At 47.0% G+C, this 25,721-nt stretch carries 19 protein-coding genes and 1 tRNA gene; 9 read left to right on the forward strand and 11 right to left on the reverse strand.

Annotation, left to right across the window (positions count from 1 at the left end; translation table 11 throughout):
• The first annotated feature begins 346 nt into the window (after positions 1-346).
• From ABGY95_RS05735 to ABGY95_RS05750, 4 genes are all read left to right on the forward strand, one after another.
• Positions 347-1,267, forward strand: a complete 921-nt coding sequence (locus tag ABGY95_RS05735) for a GDSL-type esterase/lipase family protein (protein WP_347440738.1) — start codon at positions 347-349, stop codon at positions 1,265-1,267.
• A 1,072-nt stretch (positions 1,268-2,339) separates the two neighbouring features.
• Positions 2,340-3,839, forward strand: a complete 1,500-nt coding sequence (locus ABGY95_RS05740; RefSeq protein WP_347440739.1) for a substrate-binding domain-containing protein — start codon at positions 2,340-2,342, stop codon at positions 3,837-3,839.
• A 2-nt stretch (positions 3,840-3,841) separates the two neighbouring features.
• Complete coding sequence (locus tag ABGY95_RS05745; RefSeq protein ID WP_347440740.1) at positions 3,842-4,669, forward strand: ABC transporter permease; 828 nt, start codon at positions 3,842-3,844, stop codon at positions 4,667-4,669.
• 30 nt (positions 4,670-4,699) lie between these two features.
• Entirely contained in the window at positions 4,700-5,338 is a 639-nt protein-coding gene (locus tag ABGY95_RS05750; protein ID WP_347440741.1) for an ATP-binding cassette domain-containing protein, read from the forward strand.
• Positions 5,339-5,426: 88 nt separating this feature from the next.
• Here ABGY95_RS05750 and ABGY95_RS05755 read toward each other — a convergent pair.
• From ABGY95_RS05755 to gcvT, 7 genes are all read right to left on the reverse strand, one after another.
• Positions 5,427-5,503, reverse strand: a tRNA-Met gene (locus tag ABGY95_RS05755).
• Positions 5,504-5,651: 148 nt separating this feature from the next.
• A complete protein-coding gene (locus ABGY95_RS05760) occupies positions 5,652-6,530 on the reverse strand; it encodes a hypothetical protein (protein ID WP_347440742.1) in 879 nt (292 codons plus the stop codon).
• Between the two features lie 99 nt (positions 6,531-6,629).
• A complete protein-coding gene (gene pyrC, locus ABGY95_RS05765) occupies positions 6,630-7,646 on the reverse strand; it encodes a dihydroorotase (RefSeq protein WP_347440743.1) in 1,017 nt (338 codons plus the stop codon).
• 80 nt (positions 7,647-7,726) lie between these two features.
• The gene (locus ABGY95_RS05770) at positions 7,727-8,152 is read right to left on the reverse strand and encodes a DUF5069 domain-containing protein (RefSeq protein WP_347440744.1); all 426 of its coding nucleotides are present in this window, start codon (positions 8,150-8,152) and stop codon (positions 7,727-7,729) included.
• 194 nt (positions 8,153-8,346) lie between these two features.
• Positions 8,347-11,181: an aminomethyl-transferring glycine dehydrogenase gene (gcvP, locus tag ABGY95_RS05775; protein ID WP_347440745.1), complete on the reverse strand. Its 2,835-nt coding sequence runs from the start codon at positions 11,179-11,181 to the stop codon at positions 8,347-8,349.
• A gap of 96 nt (positions 11,182-11,277) precedes the next feature.
• The gene (gcvH, locus tag ABGY95_RS05780) at positions 11,278-11,658 is read right to left on the reverse strand and encodes a glycine cleavage system protein GcvH (RefSeq protein ID WP_347440746.1); all 381 of its coding nucleotides are present in this window, start codon (positions 11,656-11,658) and stop codon (positions 11,278-11,280) included.
• Between the two features lie 50 nt (positions 11,659-11,708).
• The gene (gcvT, locus tag ABGY95_RS05785) at positions 11,709-12,794 is read right to left on the reverse strand and encodes a glycine cleavage system aminomethyltransferase GcvT (protein WP_347440747.1); all 1,086 of its coding nucleotides are present in this window, start codon (positions 12,792-12,794) and stop codon (positions 11,709-11,711) included.
• Between the two features lie 202 nt (positions 12,795-12,996).
• Here gcvT and ABGY95_RS05790 point away from each other — a divergent pair, with 202 nt between their 5' ends.
• The 3 genes from ABGY95_RS05790 to selA all read left to right on the forward strand — a co-directional run bounded on the left by ABGY95_RS05790 (position 12,997) and on the right by selA (position 15,923).
• Complete coding sequence (locus ABGY95_RS05790) at positions 12,997-13,794, forward strand: hypothetical protein (protein ID WP_347440748.1); 798 nt, start codon at positions 12,997-12,999, stop codon at positions 13,792-13,794.
• Between the two features lie 565 nt (positions 13,795-14,359).
• Entirely contained in the window at positions 14,360-14,536 is a 177-nt protein-coding gene (locus tag ABGY95_RS05795) for a hypothetical protein (RefSeq protein WP_347440749.1), read from the forward strand.
• Positions 14,537-14,540: 4 nt separating this feature from the next.
• Positions 14,541-15,923 (forward strand): L-seryl-tRNA(Sec) selenium transferase, encoded by a 1,383-nt coding sequence (selA, locus tag ABGY95_RS05800; protein ID WP_347440750.1) that lies wholly within the window; start codon positions 14,541-14,543, stop codon positions 15,921-15,923.
• Positions 15,924-16,885: 962 nt separating this feature from the next.
• Here selA and ABGY95_RS05805 read toward each other — a convergent pair.
• Positions 16,886-18,187: a mechanosensitive ion channel domain-containing protein gene (locus ABGY95_RS05805; protein ID WP_347440751.1), complete on the reverse strand. Its 1,302-nt coding sequence runs from the start codon at positions 18,185-18,187 to the stop codon at positions 16,886-16,888.
• Between the two features lie 108 nt (positions 18,188-18,295).
• Here ABGY95_RS05805 and ABGY95_RS05810 point away from each other — a divergent pair, with 108 nt between their 5' ends.
• A complete protein-coding gene (locus tag ABGY95_RS05810; RefSeq protein WP_347440752.1) occupies positions 18,296-19,057 on the forward strand; it encodes a hypothetical protein in 762 nt (253 codons plus the stop codon).
• Here ABGY95_RS05810 and ABGY95_RS05815 read toward each other — a convergent pair.
• Positions 19,048-21,600 (reverse strand): MFS transporter, encoded by a 2,553-nt coding sequence (locus ABGY95_RS05815; protein WP_347440753.1) that lies wholly within the window; start codon positions 21,598-21,600, stop codon positions 19,048-19,050. The two genes, ABGY95_RS05810 and ABGY95_RS05815, sit on opposite strands and share 10 nt — an antisense overlap.
• A gap of 135 nt (positions 21,601-21,735) precedes the next feature.
• Here ABGY95_RS05815 and ligA point away from each other — a divergent pair, with 135 nt between their 5' ends.
• Positions 21,736-23,943, forward strand: a complete 2,208-nt coding sequence (gene ligA / locus ABGY95_RS05820; protein WP_347440754.1) for an NAD-dependent DNA ligase LigA — start codon at positions 21,736-21,738, stop codon at positions 23,941-23,943.
• A gap of 8 nt (positions 23,944-23,951) precedes the next feature.
• Here ligA and ABGY95_RS05825 read toward each other — a convergent pair whose 3' ends face one another.
• Both ABGY95_RS05825 and ABGY95_RS05830 read right to left on the reverse strand, forming a co-directional pair.
• The gene (locus ABGY95_RS05825) at positions 23,952-24,755 is read right to left on the reverse strand and encodes an FAD:protein FMN transferase (protein WP_347440755.1); all 804 of its coding nucleotides are present in this window, start codon (positions 24,753-24,755) and stop codon (positions 23,952-23,954) included.
• Between the two features lie 125 nt (positions 24,756-24,880).
• A partial coding sequence (locus ABGY95_RS05830) for a PepSY domain-containing protein (protein ID WP_347440756.1) occupies positions 24,881-25,721 on the reverse strand: 841 nt, incomplete at its 5' end.

Raw genomic sequence — 25,721 nt, forward strand, 5'->3', positions numbered from 1 at the left:
CCTAGTATAGCTATGGTAGCAAGCCGCATGAGCTGGGCACGGCTGCATGGAAGCCATCATGAACTAGCGCTTTATCGACTATCTATTTACAGGCCCGCGGCTCGACCAACCCGTCTACGACGGGTAGTCGCGGATCAGCAGTCACTCCACCTTCTATCAAGTAAGTAAAAAAAGAAGGCCCGTATCAGGACTTCCCTGACTTCACACATGGCAACGCCAAAAACACAAAACCACTCGCAATTATTAGTTAAATAATTGGCATTTAGGCCACTTGCAATTTCTAGCAAAATGCCTAGTATGCGTTCATTTGAAACTAGTATTACAGGTCTTTTTAATCACTCATAGCTTGCTCGCTGCCAGTCTTCTGGCGGGAGCGAGCCAAGACTCTACAGCACACCGCAAACTACTTGTGCAAGCAGACCGGATTGTTTTCCTGGGAGACTCCATCACCTATAATGGCGGTTACGTAGCAAACTTTGAAGTTTGGCTGAAATCGCTCTATAGCCGCCGCAACATAGACGTTGTTAACCTAGGATTACCCTTAGAGACCGTCTCTGGTTCGTCCGAAATCGGACATGCGGGTGGCAAATTTTCCCGTTCTAACTTATTCACTCGTCTCGACTCTGTTCTCAGCAAGTCTAAGCCTTCGCTCATCTTTGCTTGCTATGGCATGAACTTCGGCATCTACCAACCCATAGACCCAGCTCGATTTTCAGCCTACAAACAAGGAATCGAAAAGTTGAAGGCTAAAGCTGAAGCGTTTGGTGCAACAATTATTTTCATCACCCCTGCTTCGTTTGCCCCACATGGCATGACCTCACCTTATGCTGAAAGCCTCGACGCGTATAGCAACTGGTTAGTCAGTCGCCGCGATGATGGATGGATGGTGATAGATATACACAGCCACATGCAGGATGCGTTAGACAAATCAAGAAAAGAAGATCCTCGCTTCACTTATCAGAAAGATAGAATTCATCCAAACTCCGAGGGTCACTGGGTAATGACTCAGCCTATTCTAAAATGGTTTGGCGACACTCCTTCTTCCGAAGCAAGCTCAGCATTAGAAGTTATCAATTTGCATAAATTACCCGCTGGAATAGAGCTTCTCATAAAAACTAGAATGAGACTCAAGCGAGATGCCTGGCTCACTCATACGGGCCACTCTCACCCAAGCATGAAGGACGGACTACCTCTTAATAAAGCCCAAATTGAGGAGAAAAAGCTCAACAAAGAAATCAACCGACTAGTAAAAATCGCAGGTCACTAGGTTAAAGGGATCTAACCTCTCTATCAAGTTTGGAGGTAGCACACCTACCCATCCTTAAAGATAATATTTCGATCGCAGATGACTTAGTTTGCGCACTCCGATTTGAGTATTTCTCCACAACACATCTCTGTGTATGAGCAAAAATTAGTTGAGCCCCTCAAGGTCTCTCCATACGATTGAGTCGTTCTGGCTGTTGGTGTCCCTGACATTCAGTGCGTTGTCGTCGATAGAAAAATTCTGACATTCATTTCAATTTCTATCCATTTCTCACTGCGAGCAATTCTGAGACCGACTATTTACTGTGGCCCGAACTGGGAGCTGACGCCTGCGTCACTAGGCCATTTAGCCCACATGGGCTGACAGCACGAATAAGAGCAGCCATTCTGCACCGAAGCTCAGAGAATAAGAGGAAGCTCGAAGCACTGAGCCTCCCCCAAATTCTAGTCTAAGCATATCCTAATTCATTAACATGAACCAAGGGTAAACCATGAAACATATACGCAGACCATGCAGCGAGGTATTTAAAAGCAAAGCTCTCCAATACTCTGACGCAAACTCTCAGAGCATTACTCAAATCTGCAAGCTGCCTCATACGAGCCCAGCATTCCTCTATACATGGAAAAAACTATAGCGCTGTGCAACGGACGTACTAGCCATAGGCTAGTAAGGGGGCGAAGCTCCATCGTAGCTTCGACAGCAGAACTAGCTGATGAGGGAGCTGCGTCACCTTCGTAAGGGGCTAGCTAGTGTCAGCGACGAAAAGAAATACTGAGAAAGTCTGAGCTCATATTGGGAAACGCCCCTCACGACGATATTAGCTAATCCATGATTTCGTTCGATCAAAGGTGAACTAATGCTAGATAGCGGATACTTCGAAACACGACGTAAAGCTAAGATTGCTATTTTTCAGTATATCGATGGCATCTACAACAAAAGGCGACCGCACTCATCGTCAGGGAACCTGTCACCTGTAGCGTTCTTAGAACTACACTCCACCCTTGTAAAAGCAGCCTAACTAACCTACCAGTCATTTAGTCACTCCCTAATCAAAATCGGTGAGGAAGCCTAAGACATGAAAAAGCCATTCATCATCTTGCTTGGACTCATCTTGGTCCTTGTACTTTGTTACATTGCGCTTCAGCGACGTGGCAGGTCAGACTTTGCCGACCACTCCCCCGACGATGAACTCACCCTGTATTGTGCTGCCGGATTACGCAACCCAGTCAGTAAAATAATCGAGCAATACTCGGAAGAAACAGGGTGCACAGTAAATATCATCTACAATGGATCGGGCGCTCTTCTTTCCCAGATCCAATTAGCCCAAGGTGACCTCTACCTTCCAGCAAACATTTCATATGTCAGAGACGCACAAGAACTCGGTCTCGCTGAAGAGGAAACCATTCCTGTTGCTGTTCTCACAGCCAAAATAATCGTCAGTAAAAACAATACGAAAATCCAATGTATCGACGATCTCACCAAACCTGGTGTGCGACTATCATTTGCCAACAAGTCTGCCGCTATTGGTAAATTCACCCGGGAGGTTCTCGCCGAGGATGGGATGCTCAGTAAGATAGAAACTAACATCACCGTCACTAAACCAACCGTCAACAACATCATCGAAGACGTAATGCTCGGGAGTGTTGATGCCACTATCGCATGGGATGCCGTTGCCGCGAATTTCCCTGAACTTAGAACAATTGAAGTCCCCATCTTCACAGCAAAAAAGCGTGAAGCTTGTGTTACCCTGCTCACTACTTCGAAAAACTCGGCCAAAGCCCTACACCTTGCGCGGTACATTGCGGCGAAAGATAAAGGTCAAATGAGCTTCAAAGCTGCTGGTTTTGCAACGCCCGATATCTCAGACCGATGGACTGAAACACCAGAATTGTTAGCCTTTTCTGGGGCCATGCTCAAACCCGCCATTGACAAGCGCATTCAGGAATTTGAAAAGCGTGAGGGCTGTAAAGTCACCACTGTGTACGAAGGTTGCGGGACACTCATTAGCCAAATGCTGGCTGGGGCAAAACCTAGCTTTTACTTTTCATGTGACAAAACCTACCTTGACCATGCCCAAGACCGCTTCACCGAAGGCACAACGGTCCCCCCCGACGAGATTATACTTCTAGTACCACAGTCCAATCCAAAACAATTAGTTAGCCTCAAGGACCTCACTACTAAGCAAGCCAAAATCGCTATCGCCTCCTCAACAAAATACGCTTTCGGAGCTGTCACGTACAAAATGCTGATAACTAATGGTGTCCTGCAAGCTCTGGAGCAATCTAACAATAGCATGGTGCTCGACCGTAAAGGAGATGTACTAGTGGCTCAGATGCAGGCTGGCGCTCTCGATGCAGCCCTCCTGTACCGGAGTCACGCAATGGCCAACCCATCTCTCATGGAGCACTGCGACATCATCTCTATTAGTCGACAAGATGCCATTACCTTGCAGACTTTTGCCACAGCCAATGAGACCCCTTACCCACGCCAAATTCAACGCTTAGGTAATTTCCTCACGAATGATGACGGAAAAAAGAACTTCCTAAACCATGGTTTTACTTGGGAGAAAGATTAGCCATGCAGCAAATTCTACCAAATACTCCTCAGCTAAAGTCTGATAAGCCCTTCATCGCTGGGCTCTTTGGATTTACCTTGCTCTACATATTATTAATAGCGATGTTAGTGGTAGCCAATGCCAGCTACATAACATGGGACAAGCTAATGGAGGCAATCAAGAGTGATGCCATCCAGCAATCGCTCAGCCTCACCTTTTTAACCTGTACTATTACAGCTATTCTTTCGGTCATTTTCGCGGTTCCAATTGGCTATACTCTCTCACGTTTCTATTTCCGTGGACGCACCTTGTTAGACACGTTGCTAGATATCCCCATCATCCTACCGCCACTTGTTGTTGGTCTTAGTTTGTTGATTCTCTTTAACTCTTTTCCGTCTCGCGATAGCTCATTGGAGAATTGGCTCAACGCCCACGGCATGCATGTCACCTTTCACATACCTGCCATCATTCTTGCGCAGTTCACTGTCGCCGCAGCCTTCGCAGTGCGTAGCATGAAAAACACCTTCGACCAAATTTCCCCTCGCTCAGAAATGGTATCTCTCACACTCGGCTGTAACCGCGCTCAAGCGTTCTGGAGCGTCACCCTCCCACAAGCTGGGCGAGGTGTCCTCTCTGCTGGCGTGCTTGCTTGGGCCCGCGCACTCGGGGAATTTGGTCCCATCCTAGTCTTTGCTGGAGCCACGCGCGGTCGCACTGAAGTCCTAGCCACGTCCGTATTCTTAGAAATTAATATCGGCAACCTAGGAGGTGCTGCAGCCGTCTCTCTGATACTTACCACACTCGCCATCAGTACGATCTTAATCATCCGTCTAGCGGGAGATAGAAAATAAATATCACCTAACTTTTCACTTAAGACCAGTTTGCTACAAGTCGCACAACTCTCTATTAAATCTGGTATTTTCGAGCTCAACTCCATTAGCTTCGAGGTACAGACAGGTACATGTCTTGCCCTCATGGGCTCAAGTGGCTCAGGTAAGACCACTCTCATGGAAGCTATTTGTGGACTCCGACAAGTCACAGCTGGCAAGATTAGCCTTTGTGGTCGCGACATCACAAAGCTACCTCCTGGTGCGCGCCACGTGGCCCTCGTCCCTCAGGACAATGTCCTCTTCCCTCATCTCACGGTCAGAGAACACCTCGCTTTCGGTCCGAATATCCAAAGATGGAAAGTCAGCGATACTCAATACCGCGTGGAAGAACTTGCAGAAAGCTTAGGACTCACGCATTTACTCGAACGCAGACCAAAAAAGCTCTCCGGTGGTGAAGCCAAACGGGTTGCCCTCGGCCGTGCCTTAGCCACTCGCCCATCACTACTCTGTCTCGACGAAGCCCTCACTGGACTAGATGATGATACCCGCGCTGAAAGCCTCGAGCTTATCAAGTCGAACATCTGCAACGAGAACATCACTACCCTGCATATTACGCACTCATTGAGAGAGGCCGAAGATATCGCTGATCAGGTGATCCAAATGAAGGATCTCATGACTTCAATCCATTAGCTACTTATCCAGTCCAGTACCCACTAGCCATTCCCGTAGATGTTTCACACAAAAAGCGCTGTAACCTTATGGTTACAGCGCTTAGAATTGGTTACGGGAGTAGGATTTGAACCTACGACCTTCAGGTTATGAGCCTGACGAGCTACCTGGCTGCTCCATCCCGCGATTGAAAATTACCAGCACCAAAGTGAATAAACACTAATGGCGAAACCCTTTCGGATGCGGCGCCAATCTAGTGGTGTTTGTTTAATTCCGCAAGCTATTTCTGTAATAAACAGCAAATATTATCAAATCGAGAGAGTGCGATTCTTCATTACTCATTGTGGCCAGAGGACTTCATGAACTCTATGAGCTCTGGATCACGCTGAGGATATTTCAGCAGAATACGTAAGCCCTCTTCATAAGGGAACGCAAACTCCAACCAAATATTTTCTAAAGTGTAAATTATCATCGTGGGCTTACCTGTGCCCGTGTTTGTGGCTTCAGCAAGAATAAAGTCTCTTATTACCTCGTGCTTAACACCTTTTAGAATATGTGCGAATTTTTTCCTGGTGACTATCGCACGAACAGCTGCTGGGTCAGATGTGACCTTGGCTAATCCGGTATCTGGCCCTTCCATCGAGGCCGGAGCCTTTGGTTCTTTCTTGTTGACGGCCGCTGCGAAAGGATTGGGGAAACCTTGAGCACTCGCTGGGACCACAGCTACCGGAGCTGTCATTGGCCCGGGCCATTGAACATTACCGGGCAACTGAATTGGCTGAGTCCCGGTATGAGGTCGAGGTATGGCGTGTGAGCTGGTATTCGGTGCTGGAATTTCAGATTTAGTAGGATTTGGAACGACAACTTTGTCCGTCTCCTCCTTGGCATCTTCTTCTACAACATGATCAGCCGAGTTTACAGCCTCAGCAAAGTCGGTCTCAGCCTTTTTATCAGATAGCTTCCCGGCATCTTCTAGGCTAGCGCCAAACTCTTCCAGTAGACTACGGTAGCTAATAAGCAGCTCATCTCTACTCGTCCATGGAATAACGGTATTCGCTCCTTCAGGCTCAAAAAAAGTACCCTTAGCATCAACGAAATGCTCAATCATCTCATGATCCAAATTTAGCATTGTTTTGCGCCATTCCGTATGGAATACGCGCTCTAGCTTTTCTAGGAGATCCTGAACCTTACTTCTTAGAACATCGTCGCTCATTATTTAATAAAATGTTGGGGGAAATATTCAGTATGGGTTTTATCGCAGAAATAAACGAATTTAATTCTCGCTTCAGCTTCTTAATATTCCGAATCGAGTCTAGCTAATATGGCTAATGCTCCACTCGATTTCCTCACCTGCATGCATGGGGACTACATGTTGATCATGGCCAACGTAGGCCGCCGGCACTTGGAAACGCTCATTAGTCACTGTGACCAATTTCTCTGCAGGTTTCACCCCATAAAGATTCTGAGCATTGTCACTGATGAACGCCTGTAATTTATCTAATTTGTCGTGTCTGTCAAAGAGTTGAGCCAAACGGGCGACCGCAAGTGGTGAAGTAAAGACTCCGGCCGCGCAACCGCAGCACTCTTTTTTCTCGAGTGGGTGTGGTGCTGAATCACTGCCAAACATCAATTTGGGATGGGCCTGAAGAGCGGCTTGAAGTAGAGCTTCTCTATCTTCTGGGCGTTTTGCGATTGGCTTACAGAAAAGGTGCGGATTGAGCATTCCACCAGCGACATCATCCAAGGTGATAATGAGGTGCTGCAGAGTCACAGTTGCGCGAAGGTTTTCATGCCTATCGAGCATTTTCACTGCATCAGCAGTGGTGATGTGCTCCATAGTGATTTTAAGCTTGGGAAACTTGGTTGCCAAATAATCGTAACTATCTAAGAATTCTTTTTCACGATCCATCACGAAACCATGTGTCTCACCGTGCACCATGAGAGGGATTCCCATTTCTTCCATCATTTTAAATGTCGGTTCCACGGCGTCGAGGGCTTTCACCCCAGCCTCACTATTGGTAGTGGCTCCAGCTGGGTAGAGCTTTATACCGATCATATGATCCTTGGCTACAGCCAGCTCCTTTTCAGAGTACTGTCGGAAGAACATTGTCATGTAGGGGTCAAACTTGTAGTGACCAAGTGCGTCTACAATACGCTGTTTGTATTCTAATAGCCGATCTAAGCTGTCTACAGGTGGTACCAGATTTGGCATAATGACAGCACCTGAGAACGATTCTGCAGTCAGTGGCGTGACGAGCTTTAGCATGTCCCCATCGCGAAGATGAAGGTGCATATCGAGTGGTGAGCGGAGAGTGATTTTTTTGGGCATAAAATTGAGCTTAATGTAAAAATGGCATGGCTCCGATCAGAGTCACGTAAAAATTTAAGCAACTACGGCAGTTGCGTCGATTATCGGCCCTCTTCGGCATCCATGAAATCGAAAAATGTGCGAATATCATCACGGTGCGCTAGACCCGCAGTTTGTTTACGGTCAGCAAGGCGCTCAGATAAATGATCTCGGAAACCCAAATTTCGAGCAAAGCTACACCACCAGTCTTTTTGAGGAGACTCGGGCTTTTCTCCAGTGGAATAAGCCCAGTCCAGCACAGCCTGATCATCCACATTCTTCTGGCTGATGAACTCGACTAAATCAGCGTATTCAATTTTGAGTAATTGGCAGGTATAGAGGTCTAGAGCTTTACCTAAATTTTTATGGTAGTCTTGATGCAGCTCCCCTGCTACGTGCAAGCGCACCTTGTGACACATTCTGAGGAAATACGGGAGACCATCGATCTCATCCTTTGAACTACGCGGAAATATGATGCTGTCAGACATAGATCCATCATCAATTTTGCTCCCCCTTCGTCAAGCTGGATGTCCTCTAACATAAAGACCTTGTCATAGATAGCAATTCAAACGAGAGCTTAATGCCTCTGACTCGTACATTGTAAGAACTCATGGTTAGAGTCTTACAAAAAAAGCCCCCCTAGCACGCCAGTGCTAGGGGGGCTGTAGATCTTTCGAAGATTTTATGCCTCACCGTATTCCTCCATGCCAGCGCATGAACAAACAAGGTTACGATCGCCGTGCACGTTGTCGATGCGGCCGACGTATGGCCAGAACTTGTGTTCGCGGAGAATTGCCATTGGATATGCCGCCTTCTCACGTGAGTATGGACGCTCCCAAGAGTCGCTAATCACGATCTGCGCTGTATGCGGTGCGTGCTTTAGAACGTTGTTCTCTTTGTCAGCCTTGCCGTCAACGATCTCTTGGATCTCTCCGTGAATACTTATCAGAGCATCACAGAAGCGATCTAGCTCTTGCTTAGACTCGGACTCAGTAGGTTCGATCATGAGCGTTCCTGTTACCGGCCAAGACATTGTTGGGGAATGGTAACCGTAGTCCATGAGGCGCTTAGCCACGTCTTCGACAGTAACTCCAGACGCTGCAGAAAGCTGGCGAAGATCGATGATACATTCGTGCGCCACGAGCCCCTTGTTACCAGTGTAGAGAACTGGGTAGAACTCGTTGAGGCGCTTAGCCACGTAGTTCGCATTGAGGATAGCAATCTTAGTGGCCTCTGTGAGACCTGCGCTGCCCATCATTGCGATATACATCCATGAGATAACGTTGATTGACGCTGAACCATAAGCGGCACCACAAACAGCGCCAGCCTTATTCTCTTCTCCGATGTGCCCAGGAAGGTACTTAACAAGCTGCTCAGCAACACCGATAGGACCAACACCAGGACCACCACCACCGTGTGGGATACAGAATGTTTTGTGGAGGTTGAGGTGACAAACGTCAGCTCCAATGGCGCCTGGGCTAGTGAGACCAACCTGAGCATTCATGTTTGCACCATCCATATATACCTGACCACCATTCGCGTGGATAGCTTCACAGATTTGCTTGATTGTGGATTCATACACACCATGTGTGGATGGGTAAGTCACCATCAGAGCTCCGAGGTTCTTGCCAGACTTCTCAGCTTTAGCAATGAGGTCAGCAACGTCGATGTTACCTTCTTCGTCACACTTAACAGGAACAACCTTAAAGCCAGCCATCACAGCAGAAGCTGGGTTTGTTCCGTGAGCTGATGTTGGGATCAAGCAATCAACACGCTGGTCGTCGCCATTCGCGAGGTGGTAGCGGCGGATCGCAAGAAGGCCAGCGTACTCACCCTGTGAACCAGCATTTGGCTGGAGCGAAACTGCTGCGAAACCTGTGATCTCAGCAAGCCAATCAGACAGACTGTCGAGCATGTCGAGGTAGCCATGCGTTTGGTCCTCAGGAGCAAATGGGTGCATGTTACCCACTTCAGGCCAGCTGAGTGGCATCATTTCAGATGTAGCGTTGAGCTTCATTGTGCATGACCCGAGAGCGATCATTGACTCGTTAAGTGCGAGGTCGCGCTTCTCAAGACGTGCCAAGTAACGGAGCATTTCAGTCTCTGAACGGTAGCTGTGGAAAACCTTAGCTGTGCAGAAATCTGACTCGCGCTCATTTACTTCATCCCATGCTACTTCGTCTTCATCAGGAAGAACTGGCTCTTCAATACCGAAGATAGCAAGGATAGTGACTACGTCGTCAGTTGCTGTTGTTTCATCGAAAGAAAGACCAACATGGTCAGCATCGATTTGACGGAAATTGAAGCCAGCTGCGCGGCCCTGCTCCATGATGTCTTCAGCATTGCCTGGGGTCTTGATTGTAAGCGTATCGAAGAATGACTCGTTAACGAGTTCAATACCATTTGCGGCAAGTGATGAAGCTGTCGCTTGCGCCATGTAGTGCACATTGTAAGCGATATTACGAAGGCCGTCAGGACCGTGGTACACTGCGTACATGGAAGCCATAACAGCGAGGAGAACCTGTGCGGTACAGATGTTGGAAGTAGCCTTATCACGACGGATGTGCTGCTCTCTTGTCTGAAGAGCTAGGCGGTAACCTTTGTTGCCCTGTGGATCAATAGAGACACCGATAATGCGGCCCGGAAGCTTGCGTTTGAGCTTATCGATACAGGCTATGTAACCAGCGTGAGGACCACCGAAACCGAGTGGAACACCGAAACGCTGGGAGCTACCAACACAGATGTCTGCACCAAACTCACCTGGTGCGCGCAGCACTGTGAGAGAGAGGATGTCAGCAGCAACGATTGTAGAAAGTGACTTCACCGCATGTGCCTTCTCGTGGAATGCACCGTAGTCTTCAACTGAGCCATCTGCATCTGGATACTGAACAACAGTAGCGAAGAGACCTTCACACTCAGATGGCTCGAAAGATTTGTAGTCTCCAACGATAACCTTGATTTCAAGTGGCTGACAACGGTTCTTAACAACATCAATTGTCTGTGGGAAAACCTTGTCCGAGATGAACACAGTTGTTCCTTTTGGGGAGGCTGAGCGAGCGAGTGCTACGGCTTCAGCTGCAGCTGTGGACTCATCTAGAAGTGATGAATTAGACATCGCTAGCCCTGTGAGGTCAGTGATGAGAGTCTGGAAGTTGAGGAGCGCCTCAAGACGGCCCTGAGCGATCTCAGCCTGGTATGGCGTGTACGCTGTGTACCACCCCGGATTCTCGAGCACGTTGCGCTGAATCACTGCTGGGACCTTTGTTCCATAGTAGCCCTGACCGATGAAGGACTTGAGCACTTCGTTTTGGTCCATGAGCATCTTGAGAAGATCAAGAGCATCAGTCTCAGTGAGAGCCTTAGGGAGATCCATGTCCTTTTCCTCACGGATTTCAGATGGAACTGCGTCCTTAATAAGATCGACAATACGCTCGTACCCGAGTGACTCGATCATATCTTGGCGGGTGTCACCGTGCACACCTACGTGGCGGCTACAGAAGTCGGCATAGACTGACATAATGTTTAGTATATTTGTTAGGGAAGTGTGAAGTACGAAGGGCGCACTGCCTCGCAGCACGCCCTTCGTAGAATGTTTTATCTTTAGTGAACTAGATTAGCCACCGATGTGAGCCTTGTATGCGTCAGCATCCATGAGCGCTTCGACATCTGCTGCGTCAGTAATCTTGATCTTGAAAATCCAACCACCTAAGTGTGGGTCAGTGTTGATGAGCGCTGGATCATCTTCAAGAGCCTCATTACCTTCAAGGATCTCACCTGTGATTGGAGCGTAAATGTCTGAAGCTGCTTTGACTGACTCTACAACTGCGATAGCTTCTTCCTTTTCGCACTCGCGGCCCACTTCTGGAAGCTCAACAAATACGATGTCAGTAAGCTCATCTTGAGCGTGATCTGTGATACCAACTGTAGCAACATCACCTTCGACAAGAATCCACTCGTGGTCGGCTGTGTAACGAAATTTTTCAGGTACGTTCATAGTATTAGTATATTGTTTTTTGTTATATTGATTGATGGATAGGACAGGAATTAGTCCTTCTTGTAAAAAGGTTTTTTGACAACTTTAGCTTCGTAGAGACGTCCACGAACATCGATGTCAACGAGAGTGCCAATTTTTGCAGAGTAGACAGGAAGGTAAGTCATAGCGATTCCTTCTTTAAGGCTTGGTGACATAGCGCCACTGCTGAGTTCGCCTAACTGTTCACCTTCTTTAGAAAACACACCGTAGTGAGCACGTGGTGGAGCACCCTTTCCTGTGTACTTGATGGCGACGAGGCGCTCAACGAGCCCTTCTTCTTTCTGTTTACGTAGAACCTCAGCACCAATGAAATCGGTGTCGAGAGCGCAGAAGAAACCAAGACCAGCTTGGAGTGGTGTGCGTTCCGGCGAGAGCTCAGAACCATTGAGCGGGTAGCACACTTCTAGACGCAGTGTGTCGCGCGCACCTAGTCCACACGGCTTTGCTCCAGCATCGATAAATTTCTTAAACCATGCTGAACCTTTCTGAGCTGAACTGAAGAATTCGAAGCCATCTTCTCCGGTGTAACCAGTGCGGCAAATGATGTACTTCTCGCCATCTTCTTCCCAAGTATCGATTCCATTGCGCTTTGGTAGCACGCGGTCTGGGAAAAGTTTTGCGTAGGCAGCAGAGGCATCTGGCCCTTGAACGGCCATGCCAGCCCATGCGTCACTTTCATTAGTCAGTGTGAGACCATCTGTAAGGTGCTTATTGAGCCAAGCAAAGTCCACATCGATCATGGATGCATTTACCACGAGGAAAATCTGGTCGTCTTTGAAACGGTAGATAATGAGGTCGTCGATCACCCCGCCCTGCTCATTGAGTATGAATGTGTACTGGGCTTCACCGATAGAGAGTTTCTTTACGTCATTCGCTAGGACGCAATTGAGCCATTCTTCGGCTCCAGCACCGCTGAGGAAAAACTGCCCCATATGAGAGATGTCAAATATTCCAACTGCTTCGCGTACAGCAGTGTGCTCGTCAGTGATGCTTGTGTAGTGAACTGGCATATTCCAGCCAGCAAAAGGAACCATCTTCGCTCCGAGTTCTACATGGAGATCGGCTAGCGGGGTTTGTTGAATTGTTTCTGCACTCATCGCGCGCAAGATGCAAAGTGTGTTATAGCCTGTCAACACTAGTCCAACCCCATAGCCGAGCTTTTTTGAAGTTTGCTATAGACAACACAAAAACCCTGATTTTCTGCACAAAACTACCAGCCAATAGCCAAAGTAATTACTCAGATTTCTAGCTTGAACGCAGAGCCACATAGAGCAACGTAGGGCCTTGTTATTGCAAGCTATGAATACCCTGCTCGATCAATTAGAACGTAAATTTCACCAATGGGCTATCCCTGGCCTCATCCGCTATCTCGCCATTCTTTTTGTCGGGGTGTTTCTACTCACCGCCCTCAACCCACTGTTCGCGGAAACTCTAGACTTCGATTACCCTAAAATTCTATCTGGTGAATGGTGGCGCCTCTTCACGTTTGTTTTTGCATCACAAGTTGGATCGTTTGACCCAATCCAAATTGTGTTCCTTTTTTTCGGTACCATGCTCATGTTTTCTTTCAGCGACGGACTCGAACAACAATGGGGAGTTTTTCGAACCAACCTCTTTGTCTATTGGGGTATACTGAGCACACTCTGCGCTAACCTCCTATTAGCTATGGTCTTTAAACAACACCACAGCATGAGTGGAATCTATCTAGCTAGCTCCATATTTTTTGCCTTCGCCACCTACAATCCGCGCTACACCTTAATGTTATTTTTGGTTATTCCCTGCAAGATATGGCTCTTAGCAGCTCTCACTGGTGGATTGATGTTAGTTGGCTCTTTGGGTCACCCGCTGAGTTTACTCTTCATGCTAGTCTGCATTTCTAACTATTTAGTTGTCGCTGTACCCATGTTTATTAGGCATTCCAAAAATAGAGGATCCACACACATGCGAAGGAAACGTTTCGGTCGCGAATTCTCCAACAAACAAGAAGCATTCCATACCTGCCACACATGTGGGGCCAATGACGTCACTCATCCCAATGCAGAATTTAGGGTTGCCCCAGATGGTAACGATTATTGTTCAGACCACCTTCCCAAGTAGCCGTGCATAGTTTCCCACAAATCATCTCTTTAGGTGCCTCCTGCTCAGCATTGGCAATTGTATCTTTTCAGCCAAAAAAATGGCGGAAGCACTCATCGCATCTTAAGATCACCTCAGCCCGAGCGACCTCAATATGAAGAAACATGTTTTCAAAGTGAGCCTTGGTGTTGGTGAAGTTGTCCACCTCGAATGCTCGATGTTTTATGATGGAAATTGGTACGTAAGATCACCAACTAGATCCACACTGACGGCAATGTGCACGAGGAACCTATGTTCATTATCGATAAGCCATTTTTCTAACGAGAGAAAACCAAGAGAAACATGAGGCTAGGTTTGCTAGTTTCGCCCCGCATAATAAACTCATCACCTGCGGAGGTTTAATAGGATCATTCAATCACCTCTACTTCCAGTCCTCTAAAGTTTCAGGTTCACACTTTCACATAGAAGCCGGCAATTATGTGCTAGAGAATAACAGCATTAAGAAGATTTTCACTATCTAGACCTCACCGCTCACCAAGCTAAACAGCACCAATTTGATCCTAAACAAGTGGATTTCTAATTTACCATGTCAACCCTCCCTCACACAGAAGTACTAAAAATAAAGCCTGAAATCAGCAGTCTCGTTAAAGGGTTTGAGTGGACTTACCAAGATAGCGAAAGAAGCACCCCTGAATCACGCTTCGAGTACAATTACGTAGACGATAGCTCCTTCGAACAACAAACCAACTTCAAGATTAAGTAATACTATGTCGTCCGCACTAAAAGCCCTGCCTCCGATCGAACCTCTCGCCAATCAGATATTTAACAGGGTAAAGCTCCCCAAACCCCTGGTGGTTTCTTTCGTCCGAAATGAAGTAACAGCTTGGCGTAAAGAAATCCTTTCTGGAGCTGAAAGCACACGCGAAACTATCGAAGATTCGATCATTCAGAAGCTTCAGGAATTTGCTAACTCTCGGCTACAACCAGTCATCAACGGCACTGGGGTTTTGATCCACACCAACCTTGGTAGATCACCACTTGGCAAGACTGCTGCGACTGCTCTTGAGCAAATTGCCACAGGCTACTCGAATCTCGAATTCAACCTAGTAGAAGGAACGCGAGGTAAACGCGCTGGATATTTAGAAACAGCCTTGGCTTGCCTAGTTCAATCAGAAGCTGCCACAGCAGTGAACAACTGTGCCGCAGCTCTAGTGCTGATTCTCAATCATTTGTGTAAGGGTGATAAAACCGAAGTCATTGTCTCTCGCTCTGAATTGGTCGAAATTGGCGGTGGCTTTAGAATCCCTGAAATCCTCGAAACCTCGGGCGCAAAATTGGTCGAAGTCGGTGCCACTAACAAAACCCATCTAAAAGACTACGCCAAAGCAATCACCCCAAATACAGCACTCATTCTCAAAGTTCATAGGTCAAACTTTTACATCGAAGGATTTACCTCCGAGCCTGAAATTTCAGAAATTTCAACACTCTGTAAAGATCACGGCATCCCATTGATTGAGGATATTGGATCAGGGGCTATGATGAATATAGACGAACTCGCTCCGATTGATCATGAGCCGACTCCACAGGAGGCCATTATCAAAGGTGTAGACCTCATTTGCTTCTCTGGGGATAAACTCCTTGGAGGCCCACAATCAGGCATCATCGCTGGTCGTAGTGACCTCATTACAGGAATCAAGTCTGAGCCATTTTTCCGAGCTGTGCGCTGTGACAAACTCATCCTCACAGTTCTTCAAGAAAGTATTGATGAATATCTTAAAATCCAAGCTTCCCCCAAGGACTCAGATGTCCCCAACCTCAGGGCACTCGCCATTTCTCCCGAGCAGCTAAGAGCACGCGCAGAACTTATGTTAGAAGATATTGGTGAAACCAACAGGGGCGACATCAATATAGTTGAATCTGTGGCAACAACCGGTGGCGGCACCATGCCTCGCTCGAAAATCCCCTCGATCGCACTACGGATCACACCGACCGGAATAAGCCTCAACAAGCTTTCCAAGTTACTGCGTACAGGATCACCTGCAATCGTAGGCTATACACACGATGACCACTTACAGTTGGACCTCCGGACTCTCTTTGGCTGGCAAGATACACTGGTTAGTCAAAGACTTACAGAGGTTCTCAATAGCTAAATTCTAAGCACTCACAATACACAATATTGCCATTATCATAGGAGATATTAATGGTTGAATGAAACACCTCAACAACCTCTTAGGTTTTATCTCCTCGAATAATGAACACAAACTATAATCACACTAAATGTCCACATTGATCGTAGTCCAGATAGGAAGGGAGTGATTGATCGGTTAGTCAAATTAGGTAAAACCACACTCTAATCCACCTCAAAGGCAACCATGATATTTTTATGGAAGATACTCTAAGCGATAAGGCTGCCTATACTTCTGGGTAATCCCTCTTTTAGGTGGACGAGAAACTATTGGTTCCTATGGCTGTTCTATTGATGCAATACCAGACAACCACTGGGATCTTTGGGATAAGAGCTTAAATCTATAACTAACTAGTCAAATTCATCTGCGTACGAGGATGTTTCGATGCCGAGTTACCCTTCAATAAAAAAAGCTGTGAAATTTCACTCACCCATCACTTCCACAATGCGACCTGGCACGTCTCAAGAAAAACTGTAGTTTTTTGTCACACGAGGCAGGTTGGCAGAATACCGAAGTTTCAGAACAACACACTCTGCATCGACACCAACGTCATGGACGGAGGCGACCTCACAGCTTTTGACACAGTAACTGGCACGATCTTCCAAGTAGATGAGCACAATCATATATAACATTTACGCTCGATCAGCCATTTAAAGCTACCTAGCGTAGTTTGAAACTACTCACAAACCGCCTACTCCGCCCAATCCAACCGACTGGGCAGTTCCACGAACAACATTGGCTGGTAGAGTAAGAGTATTTCTTACCATGGGCGCGTTACAAGAAGTCACAGCTGAAAGAATTATAGTCGCGATACAGAGTTTCCAGAGTCGATGCATGCTGGTGACATTAGGGTCTAGTTCCTAGCTGTCAAATCTAACCCTATCTAGGGAAAAATATGCAAGGATTGCAACTTGAGGATCTACTAGCTAGTCAGCAAAACTAGAGGAACTAAGATCCAAGCCACTTGGGCGTTGGAATAAACGAAGGCCAAATTCGGACGTAATTGCCATGAGGTGGTCGAAAATATCACTCTGAATCCCCTCAAAATTCACCCAAGCATTGTCGTTACTAAATGCGTAAATTTCAATAGGTAGGCCGTTATCACTCGGAGATAGATGGCGCACAAGGATTGTCTCCGCCTCATCTATATTGGGATGATTTTTAAGGTATTCAACCACGTAGGCACGAAAGGTTCCGATATTGGTAAGCGCTCTAGCATTCACCAATTCATTTGAACTCAGGCCACGTTCCTTGTTCCAATTTGAAATTTCAGTTTCTTTGCTGGCTAAGTAGTCACTCAACAAACTAATTTTACGCATTTCTTCGATTTCGTCCTGTTTAAGAATACGCACTGACTGCATATCAAAATGCATGGCTCGTTTGATACGACGGACCCCGCTTTCACTCATTCCTCTCCAGTTTTTAAAACTATCTGAGATCAAAGCATACGTCGGGACAGTCGTTATCGTTTTATCCCAGTTGATAACCTTAACCGTAGTGAGAGCTACTTCTTCAACTTCACCATCGGCTCCAAACTTCGGCATTTCTATCCAGTCGCCAACCGAAACCATCTGATTCGCCGAGAGCTGAATACCAGCAACCAATCCAAGAATAGCATCCTTAAATATCAACATGAGAATCGCAGTGGCAGCACCAAGACCAGTGAAAATCAACGAGGGTGATTTATCCATCACACTAGAAATGATCAAGATAACACCTACCATGAAAAGCAAGACTTTGAACACCTGAAGAAAGCTCTTAAGCGGGAGCTTCTTCGATACTTCATAGCGGTTATATATTCGCTCCACAATATTCAGAGCCGACATGAGAGAAAACATGATCAAAACAATGGCAGTCACTTGGGTAATGACCTGAAGAATATGTCCTATGCCACCAATGATAGTGTCTTCATTCTCCAAACCAAATGCATCCCCGTCGAATACCTGCAACGCTGTCTTCCAAAGAATCGCTATTGGGACCAACAATGAAACCCAAGTGAAAAGTTTGGAATTCAGCAATTCGTCATCCCATTCATTCGGAGTGGCCTTCACGATCTTTGCCACCACACCATAAATCAGCTTACGTGTGACAAAGTAAGCCACGAAAGCAGCAACTAGCACTAATATGAAAATAACAAGGGATACGGCTAATTGCTCAATAATACCAGGATCAGTCTCCATTCCATAGATCCAATTAAATATTCTGTGATGCCAATTGTTTTCCTTCATGGAAGTCAGATAGATGTCTACCTTTAGATTTTCAAGAGCTATATGGCACTATGCTAATTACATGAGCTTGCAATCTTCAAAATCAAACAGCACTCTGCTAGCGACTTGATGAAAACTATCCTACTTCATTTCCTCATTTACCCGCTTAGCCTAGCCTTACTCACAGGTTGCAAGATCGATGGTGAAGAAGAAATCACGCTAATGAGTGATGGTTCCGGTGACATGCGAGTACATCTCATTTTACCCTATAAAGCATTTTCTAAACAAGAGGCAAACGAGGTTCACACCTTCCTCAATGAGATCGTTGCCAGACACCCAGAGCTTTCTCTTCTAGAAAATGAATCATGCCCGTATGGCAGCTACTGCCAAGCAGTCAAGCTCCACATCGGCTTCGACTCAGTACTCGACCTAGAGCGTATCGCCCTCTCTGAGAAAGCCTATTTCGAAAGCCAGCCAGATACAGAAGCCACCGATGGAGAAGCGCTCGATATGCTATGCGCTATACTAGGCGACACCGAAGCTGGAATCCACCCATGGGGAATCGACTACCACCGAACTCTCGACCTCAGCCCTCTATTCAATGGGAGGATCAAGAATGGCGCTATTCTTGGGGATGCGGAATTTCGGTATATTCTCAACACTCCACTTATACCAGACTCTCACAACGCCAGTTCACTGGACCCGTCATCTGGTAAATTAGTGTGGAACATCCCACTAAAGAAACATTTTGACCAACCATTCATTATTCAGGCCAATTACGCCAGAAATGAAGCTAAAATACTGTGGTTATTTGTTGTATTTGTAAGTTTCACAGTACTCTTCTTACTCTACAAAAAACTCAATCGTCGAGGACAAATGAATCAAAGGTAAAGGAATCCTTCAGCATCCATCCGAGCGCGTGTTACAATCTGGTTGTCACCATCGACACCAAACACTAGGCCCGAAAACTTCAAGAATCCGGGGTCTCCATCGTTGTATGTAAACCCAGGTAAAAGCCTTCCTATGCTTCCCTCTTTCCAACCCGCTTGAAATTGATTTGTCGTTGATATAGCATTAGGGTGCTTAGTTGAGATCGCAATAACTTTACCACTAAGAACTCCTACTGGGTAGCACGGCACCTCGGCTTCTTGATCGAGATAGCCACCCGTGTGATAGAATACTGCATCATTTGGGTGTAGCTTTGCCACCTTTAGTCGTAGGCTCTCGCCACCTATATATGCTTCCACTAGGAAAGTGAGATTCCATTCTTCTAGATGGCTGACCGAGGTGTACTCGTCCGCTAAAAGCACACGGACTTGATGCACTAATGGCAAACCTATTGCAAAAATGAGCGCCACTTCATCTTTGGAGTCGACAACAATGACCCCCCGCTTGCTAAATGCTGGACTTTCAGCAACCTGAAGAGCGTTAGTAATCAAAGCGCGTTGCTCTCCTTCATCCATCTTTTTAACAGAATCTAACATCGCCGAGAAGGTATGCTTATCACCGTCGAGCAACTCTAGTTTTTTATTCAGCAGTCGTGAGGGGTGGAGCAAGACTCCACGCATTTCCATCGATTCAGAAGAAAGTTGATGCAGAGCCTTCCTCATGGCCACTGCGCTTGCCATACGCGGGAGTTCCGGCTCACCCCAGGCAACCGTGACACCATACGGAACACTGTACGGTATTTTCTTAAAAAGACGCCCACGCTCGAAGGAGAAAATCGACCCCCACAAGCCATCCATGTACACAGGCATGACGGGACACTTTGCCTTCCGAGCAATCATCTCGAAACCTCGCTTAAGCTCAGTCATCGCAGCACTACGAGTCAATTGACCTTCCGGAAAAATACACACAACAGCTCCTTCTTTCACTGCCTCGGCAGCAATAGTAATGGCCTCTTTGGCCTTATGCTCAGAAATTGGCACAGTATCGAACAGTTTTACAAAATGCCGCAATATCCCTTCTTTATCAAAGTAACTATCGTGCATCAAAAAACGAATCGGCCTTGGGCTCGCTGCAGTAAGTATAAACGCATCGATGTAAGTCACATGATTGGGGACTAGCAAAACTCCACCAGACTCGGGCATGCGCTCTGCATACAATACCTTCTGGCGGTAAAATATGCGGAACACACTCAGCATAGTGAAACGAATGAAGTGTTGCGGCAGCAGTTTAGTTGAGTAACCTGCAACGATCAAACACAGCACTGCCATGCTAAGAAACTGCCCACCCATGCTAACGCCCAGCTTACTCAGTAACAACTGAAAGGCGACTGCTCCAGCACCAGCTAAACAATCCAACAAATTCAAACCAGCCAATACGCGTCCACGTTTACTTGGGTCACACACATCTTGAAAATGCGCATTCAGAGGCACCAAGAATAAGGCTGCACCAGCACCAGTGAACACCATCCACACTTTAAGCCAGAACGACTCCAGCGAACACATTGCCATCAATACACACCCCAGAGTCGTCAACAAACAACCAATAGGCACCAATCCTAACTCAATGTTTCGGCGACAACTCATTGAACCAAGAACTCCACCAAGAACAATTCCGCCGCTAGCAGCCGCTAAAAACCAAGCCATTTCTGAGCCAAATCCTTGACCTCCACCGGTCGCCACCTCAGCCAACTGAACAGCGGCAAGGTTGATAAATCCCCCAAAGAACCAGAAAAATGCCACACCAAGGCCAGCCCACTTCAATCTCCTATCGTTAAATAAATCACCTAATTGCCCGACATGTTCCCAGAGTATTTTGAGCTGAAATGGTCGTGACGATGGTGACGGGTAGTATTTCAAGGTCCACGAAAACAACACAGCAGGAATTGCCATCACTGTGATAATCATGATAGGAGTCAATGCAGCCTCCCAACCATCCTGAGAAACAGCCAAACGGCTATCAAACCAAAACCCACTGACAATCTGACCAACACAAATAGCCAACACTGAAGCCATCTCTAACACACCACTCGCAAACCCCAAGCGCTCGCTACCCACCATCTCTTTAACCAGCCCCTTCTTAGCTGGACTCAGCAAAGTCGATTGAACTGCGAGTAAGAAGAAACCAAAAATTCCAATGCTTAGGTTCTGAAGTAAAATTGAGAATGTGATCATCACCAACACCAGCAACTGCAACACCATTCCTGATCGCAACACCCATGTCTTGCTATAACGGTCTGACAACCAGCCAGCAAACGGTGAGAGAAAGATAAAAGGAGCCACAATGAGGCCTCCCAAGATGTACTTCATGTTACCTCCGTCTCCAGCGCCAGATTGGACAACCAACCACGCCGCAAGTGGGATTAAGAAAAACTGAGCCGCCTTGTCATTAAAAGCATTTTGCGCGGCCAACCCAACCATAGTCCAAAAGGATCTTTCATCTCGCTTGCTTGCTATATGGTGGTCTTCTCGTTCGCGTGGATTTTGCATAACTCGGAGCAAGCTATCTCATATTCTCTAGCAGATGGAAATCGATAAAAGCCCGCTCACCATCATTTTTGATGATACCCGATCTCCCCTCCCTTTCTGGTTGAAAATAGTGCGCACTCCAGTCACAAACAATGCATGGACGACCTCTTCGACTTTGCATCATCCAAGGACCCAAAAAACTCAGAAAAGCCTGCAGATAGCATGGCCCTTCTTGCTAATGAACTAGACCGTCATAACGCACTCTACTACCAAGACGCTCAGCCGGAAATATCAGACTCGGAATACGATAAACTCTATCGAGAGCTTGAAGGTTTAGAGAAGAGTCATCCAGAGCTAGCAGATCCCAATTCCCCCACTCAGCGTGTTGGCGGAGCCCCGCTCGATTCCTTTCAGAATATAGAACACCTCGTCCCGATGTTGTCCATCGATGATGTGTTCGAACTCTCGGACGACCACCTCGCCGCAAGGCCTGGCACTGCACGCGAGGAAGAACTCATCACTTTTTACCAACGACTTCAGAAGAATCTAGGACAACAAAATATCCCAGTGACAGTCGAACCTAAATTGGATGGAGTCGCCGTCGCTCTAGTCTACCGCAATGGTTCACTCGACTACGCCGCCACTCGAGGTGATGGCAAACGTGGCGATGTGATTACGGATAATGTCCGCACCATCAAATCTATCCCGCTAAAGCTAGGTAAAGGTGCCCCCGCTCTTTTAGAAATTCGTGGTGAAATATTCATGCCTAACAGTGGCTTCACGAAGATGAATGAGGAACGCGACGCCAAAGGACTTCAGGTGTTTGCCAACCCACGCAATGCCACGGCAGGAACAGTCAAACAACTCGATTCCCGTGAAACAGCCAAGCGTCCACTCGACTTCCTCGCCCACGGGCTCGGAGCCTACGATGGTCCAGAGCTACCAGCTGAGCAAGATTTTCATACCCTGCTGGATACCCTAAAAATCCCACGTAACACTCCTGTTCAAGTGGTTGACACCCTGGACGGTCTAGTCGAGGCAGTCAACAAAATCAACACTCTGCGCCACGATCTTGATTACGCCACTGATGGGGCTGTGGTGAAGGTCATCGATCACGCCACACGCGAATCCTTAGGCTTCACTTCTAGAGCACCACGCTGGGCTGCGGCCTACAAATTTTTACCGGAGCAGGCCGAGAGCTCTCTCAATGCTGTCACAATCCAAGTCGGCCGCACTGGTGTCCTAACACCAGTGGCGGAGCTCACGCCAGTTTTAGTTTCTGGTACCACTATCTCACGTGCCACACTGCACAACCAGGAAGAGATCGAGCGTAAGGACATCCACATTGGCGACACAGTCATCATCGAAAAGGCTGGAGAAATTATTCCTGCAGTGGTGAAAGTAATCAAAGAAAAACGCCCAGATGGAGCTACCCCCTATTCCCTCTTTGATGCGGTCAACGGAGTCTGCCCATCGTGCTCTGCTCCTATTTCGCAAGAAGAAGGCATGGTTGCATGGCGCTGCACTAACTATACTTGTCCAGCGCAGGCGATCACGCTGATCAAACAATTCGCCTCGCGCAAAGCGCTCGACATCGATGGACTTGGCAGCTCGGTTGCCGAAGCTGTCGTTCACAACAAACTAGTCAAAACTCCACTCGACCTTTTCGACATCGATCTCATCACCCTCAGTGAGCTCAACCTTGGCACAAAATTTGAGCCCAGACTCTTTGGTGAAAAACGTGCTACCAAAGTTATAGAATCACTTAACCAAGCAAAGACCAAACCACTCCACCTGTGGCTCTACGCCATGGGCATTCGAAATATAGGTGAGTCAGCCGCGATGGAAATGGCAAGACTTCACCCAACTCTCGCTGAGATAGCTGAGAGCCCAATCATTGCAGCTCTGGCGGATCTGCCCAACTTCACCGAACTCAGTATTTCTAAGCGTAAAAAGGAAAACCACCCACTTCTAGCGGAGTACCAAATCGATGACAACCTAGGCCCAGTTGCAGCACAGAGTATCCGTAGCTTTTTCAACTCAGATGCAGGCCAACATGTTCTAAACAAACTCTCTGAATTACATATTTCCCCAAGATCTGAAAACCATGCACCTAAACCTAGCGAAGTAGACACAAGCTCGCTCCCGCTCAACGGCCTCACCTTCGTTATCACAGGTACACTAAGCAAACCCAGACCCGAGTTCAAAAAGCTGATTGAATCACTCGGTGGTAAAGTATCTGGTTCTATCTCTAAGAATACCCATTACCTACTTGCTGGCGAGCTAGCTGGCTCAAAAGCTGATAAAGCTGAAAAGTTAGGAGTGAATATACTCGATGAAGCCTCCTTCAGTGCAATGCTCTAGAAAGCTCACTAGTGGCCGAAGACTAATTCATTCTCAACCCAAATTTTCACCTGGCTAGCGCCCCCCGCAGATAGCTTAGCTTGCAACTCGAGCCAATCGCTTTGTGGCGCTACAGCAAATGCAGTAGCAAAGGCATCTGCCACGGCTGCCCCTTCCTCACTAACTACTGCGACAACAATATTTGGAGTGATAGCTCCTGTTTGCTTTGGATTAAGTAATTTACGCGTAGCATCATGAGTTGAAACTGCCAGCCCGGCGTCAGCGAACTGCAGAGTGCCCACAAGATCCGTTTCTCCATTCTTGGGTGTCCCCATCACAGCCAGCGACCATTGCCTTCCCTCTGGGTGGCTCCCGACTGCATAAGTTTCCCCCAAATAAAGTATTGCAGAATTTACGTCTAGTTCGCGGAGGTACTGCGCCACTCTATCAGTGAGATAGCCTTGGGCAATCGCGTTAAAGCTTAATTCTGTTAGCGGATTACCGAGAGTCACACGGTCACCTGAGATCTCAACGTTTAACATGTCAGCGGCTTCCACGTGCTCATCACTCAACTCATCTAATTCCATAGCTGACCAAGCACCATGAATTGCAGGCTGATAATAACCTAAAGTTCTCTCAGACAAAATTTTAGCCTTTTCGAGTAGGCTTAAAAATAAACGACTTGGATTCATCAAAACCTTTTCTCGGTTTAGGATGCTGAGCTCTGATGAGTCACTGTAAAGTGAAGAAGCTAGTTCTAGCTCATGAATGTAGCTTTCAATATCAATCCGCCCCACCAATGACACGTCAATTTGGTACAACTCAACACTCATAGGTATTCCAAAGCCAATTCCAGACCACACGTGGTCTACCTTTTCTAAATCTGAGTTACTTTGCCTACAGCTGCTCAACAACAATACTAATAGGCCGTGTAGCAATGAATGCCTGATTCGACTCATCATGTCCTTAATTTCGCTGCACGATTCCTCCGTGAAGTTCGATACTGTAGAACAACACCGGTACCGATTAACCAAAGAGTACAAACTGTGACTAAATCATAAAAATACTTGGCTGCATCACCGAAGAAATGTCCTGCATGAAGATCTAAAATCACTCTAGATGCCGGAAGACCTCCACCTGACCATGCAGCTGTAAGTAGAGCACGTTGCTCATCACTTACTCGGTCAGTTGATGCCACAGACATTTCAGCAGTCTTGGTTTTTGAGAACTCAAGCCAATCTTGATCTGGCCTCCACCATGATTCTTGATTCTTCAGAGCTACTTCTCCTTCAGCTTCACCAACCCCAAAAAGTGGTAGAGATGGGAGGGATAACTCATCTAGAGTTTCCAGCAACAATCCAGACTGATCAAAAATAGAAACAGAGTCTGGTGACGCAACAACAATATCGCCATTCACTGAAGCCACGCCAAGTGGCTCACCTGTTAAATCAATAGTCTTGTTATTGAGAAAATTAACTCCATCCCAGTGAACTAAATCGACAGTAGAAGCTTGGTACACCACAGGCTCTCCTTTAGGTGTCATTCCATAAAATTTGAGAACTAGCGAACTAGTGATTCGCTTTTCCTCTAGGCCAAAATCCTCGCTATGGTTGAGTAAAAAACCCGTTATCAAGACCCATACCAAAGGAATGGCAGCTAACATCCCCAAATAGCGATGCCATGATCGCGACCTAAGCTTATGCCGCTTCGGCTTTTTAACCACATCGCAAACAGGAGAACACCCCGCCTTGAAAGTATTATTTGCTGATGTAGTTGGCTCTGGCATGTGTTTATTTCCC

It is taken from the genome of Rubritalea sp., assembly GCF_039830215.1.
GTDB lineage: Bacteria > Verrucomicrobiota > Verrucomicrobiia > Verrucomicrobiales > Akkermansiaceae > Rubritalea.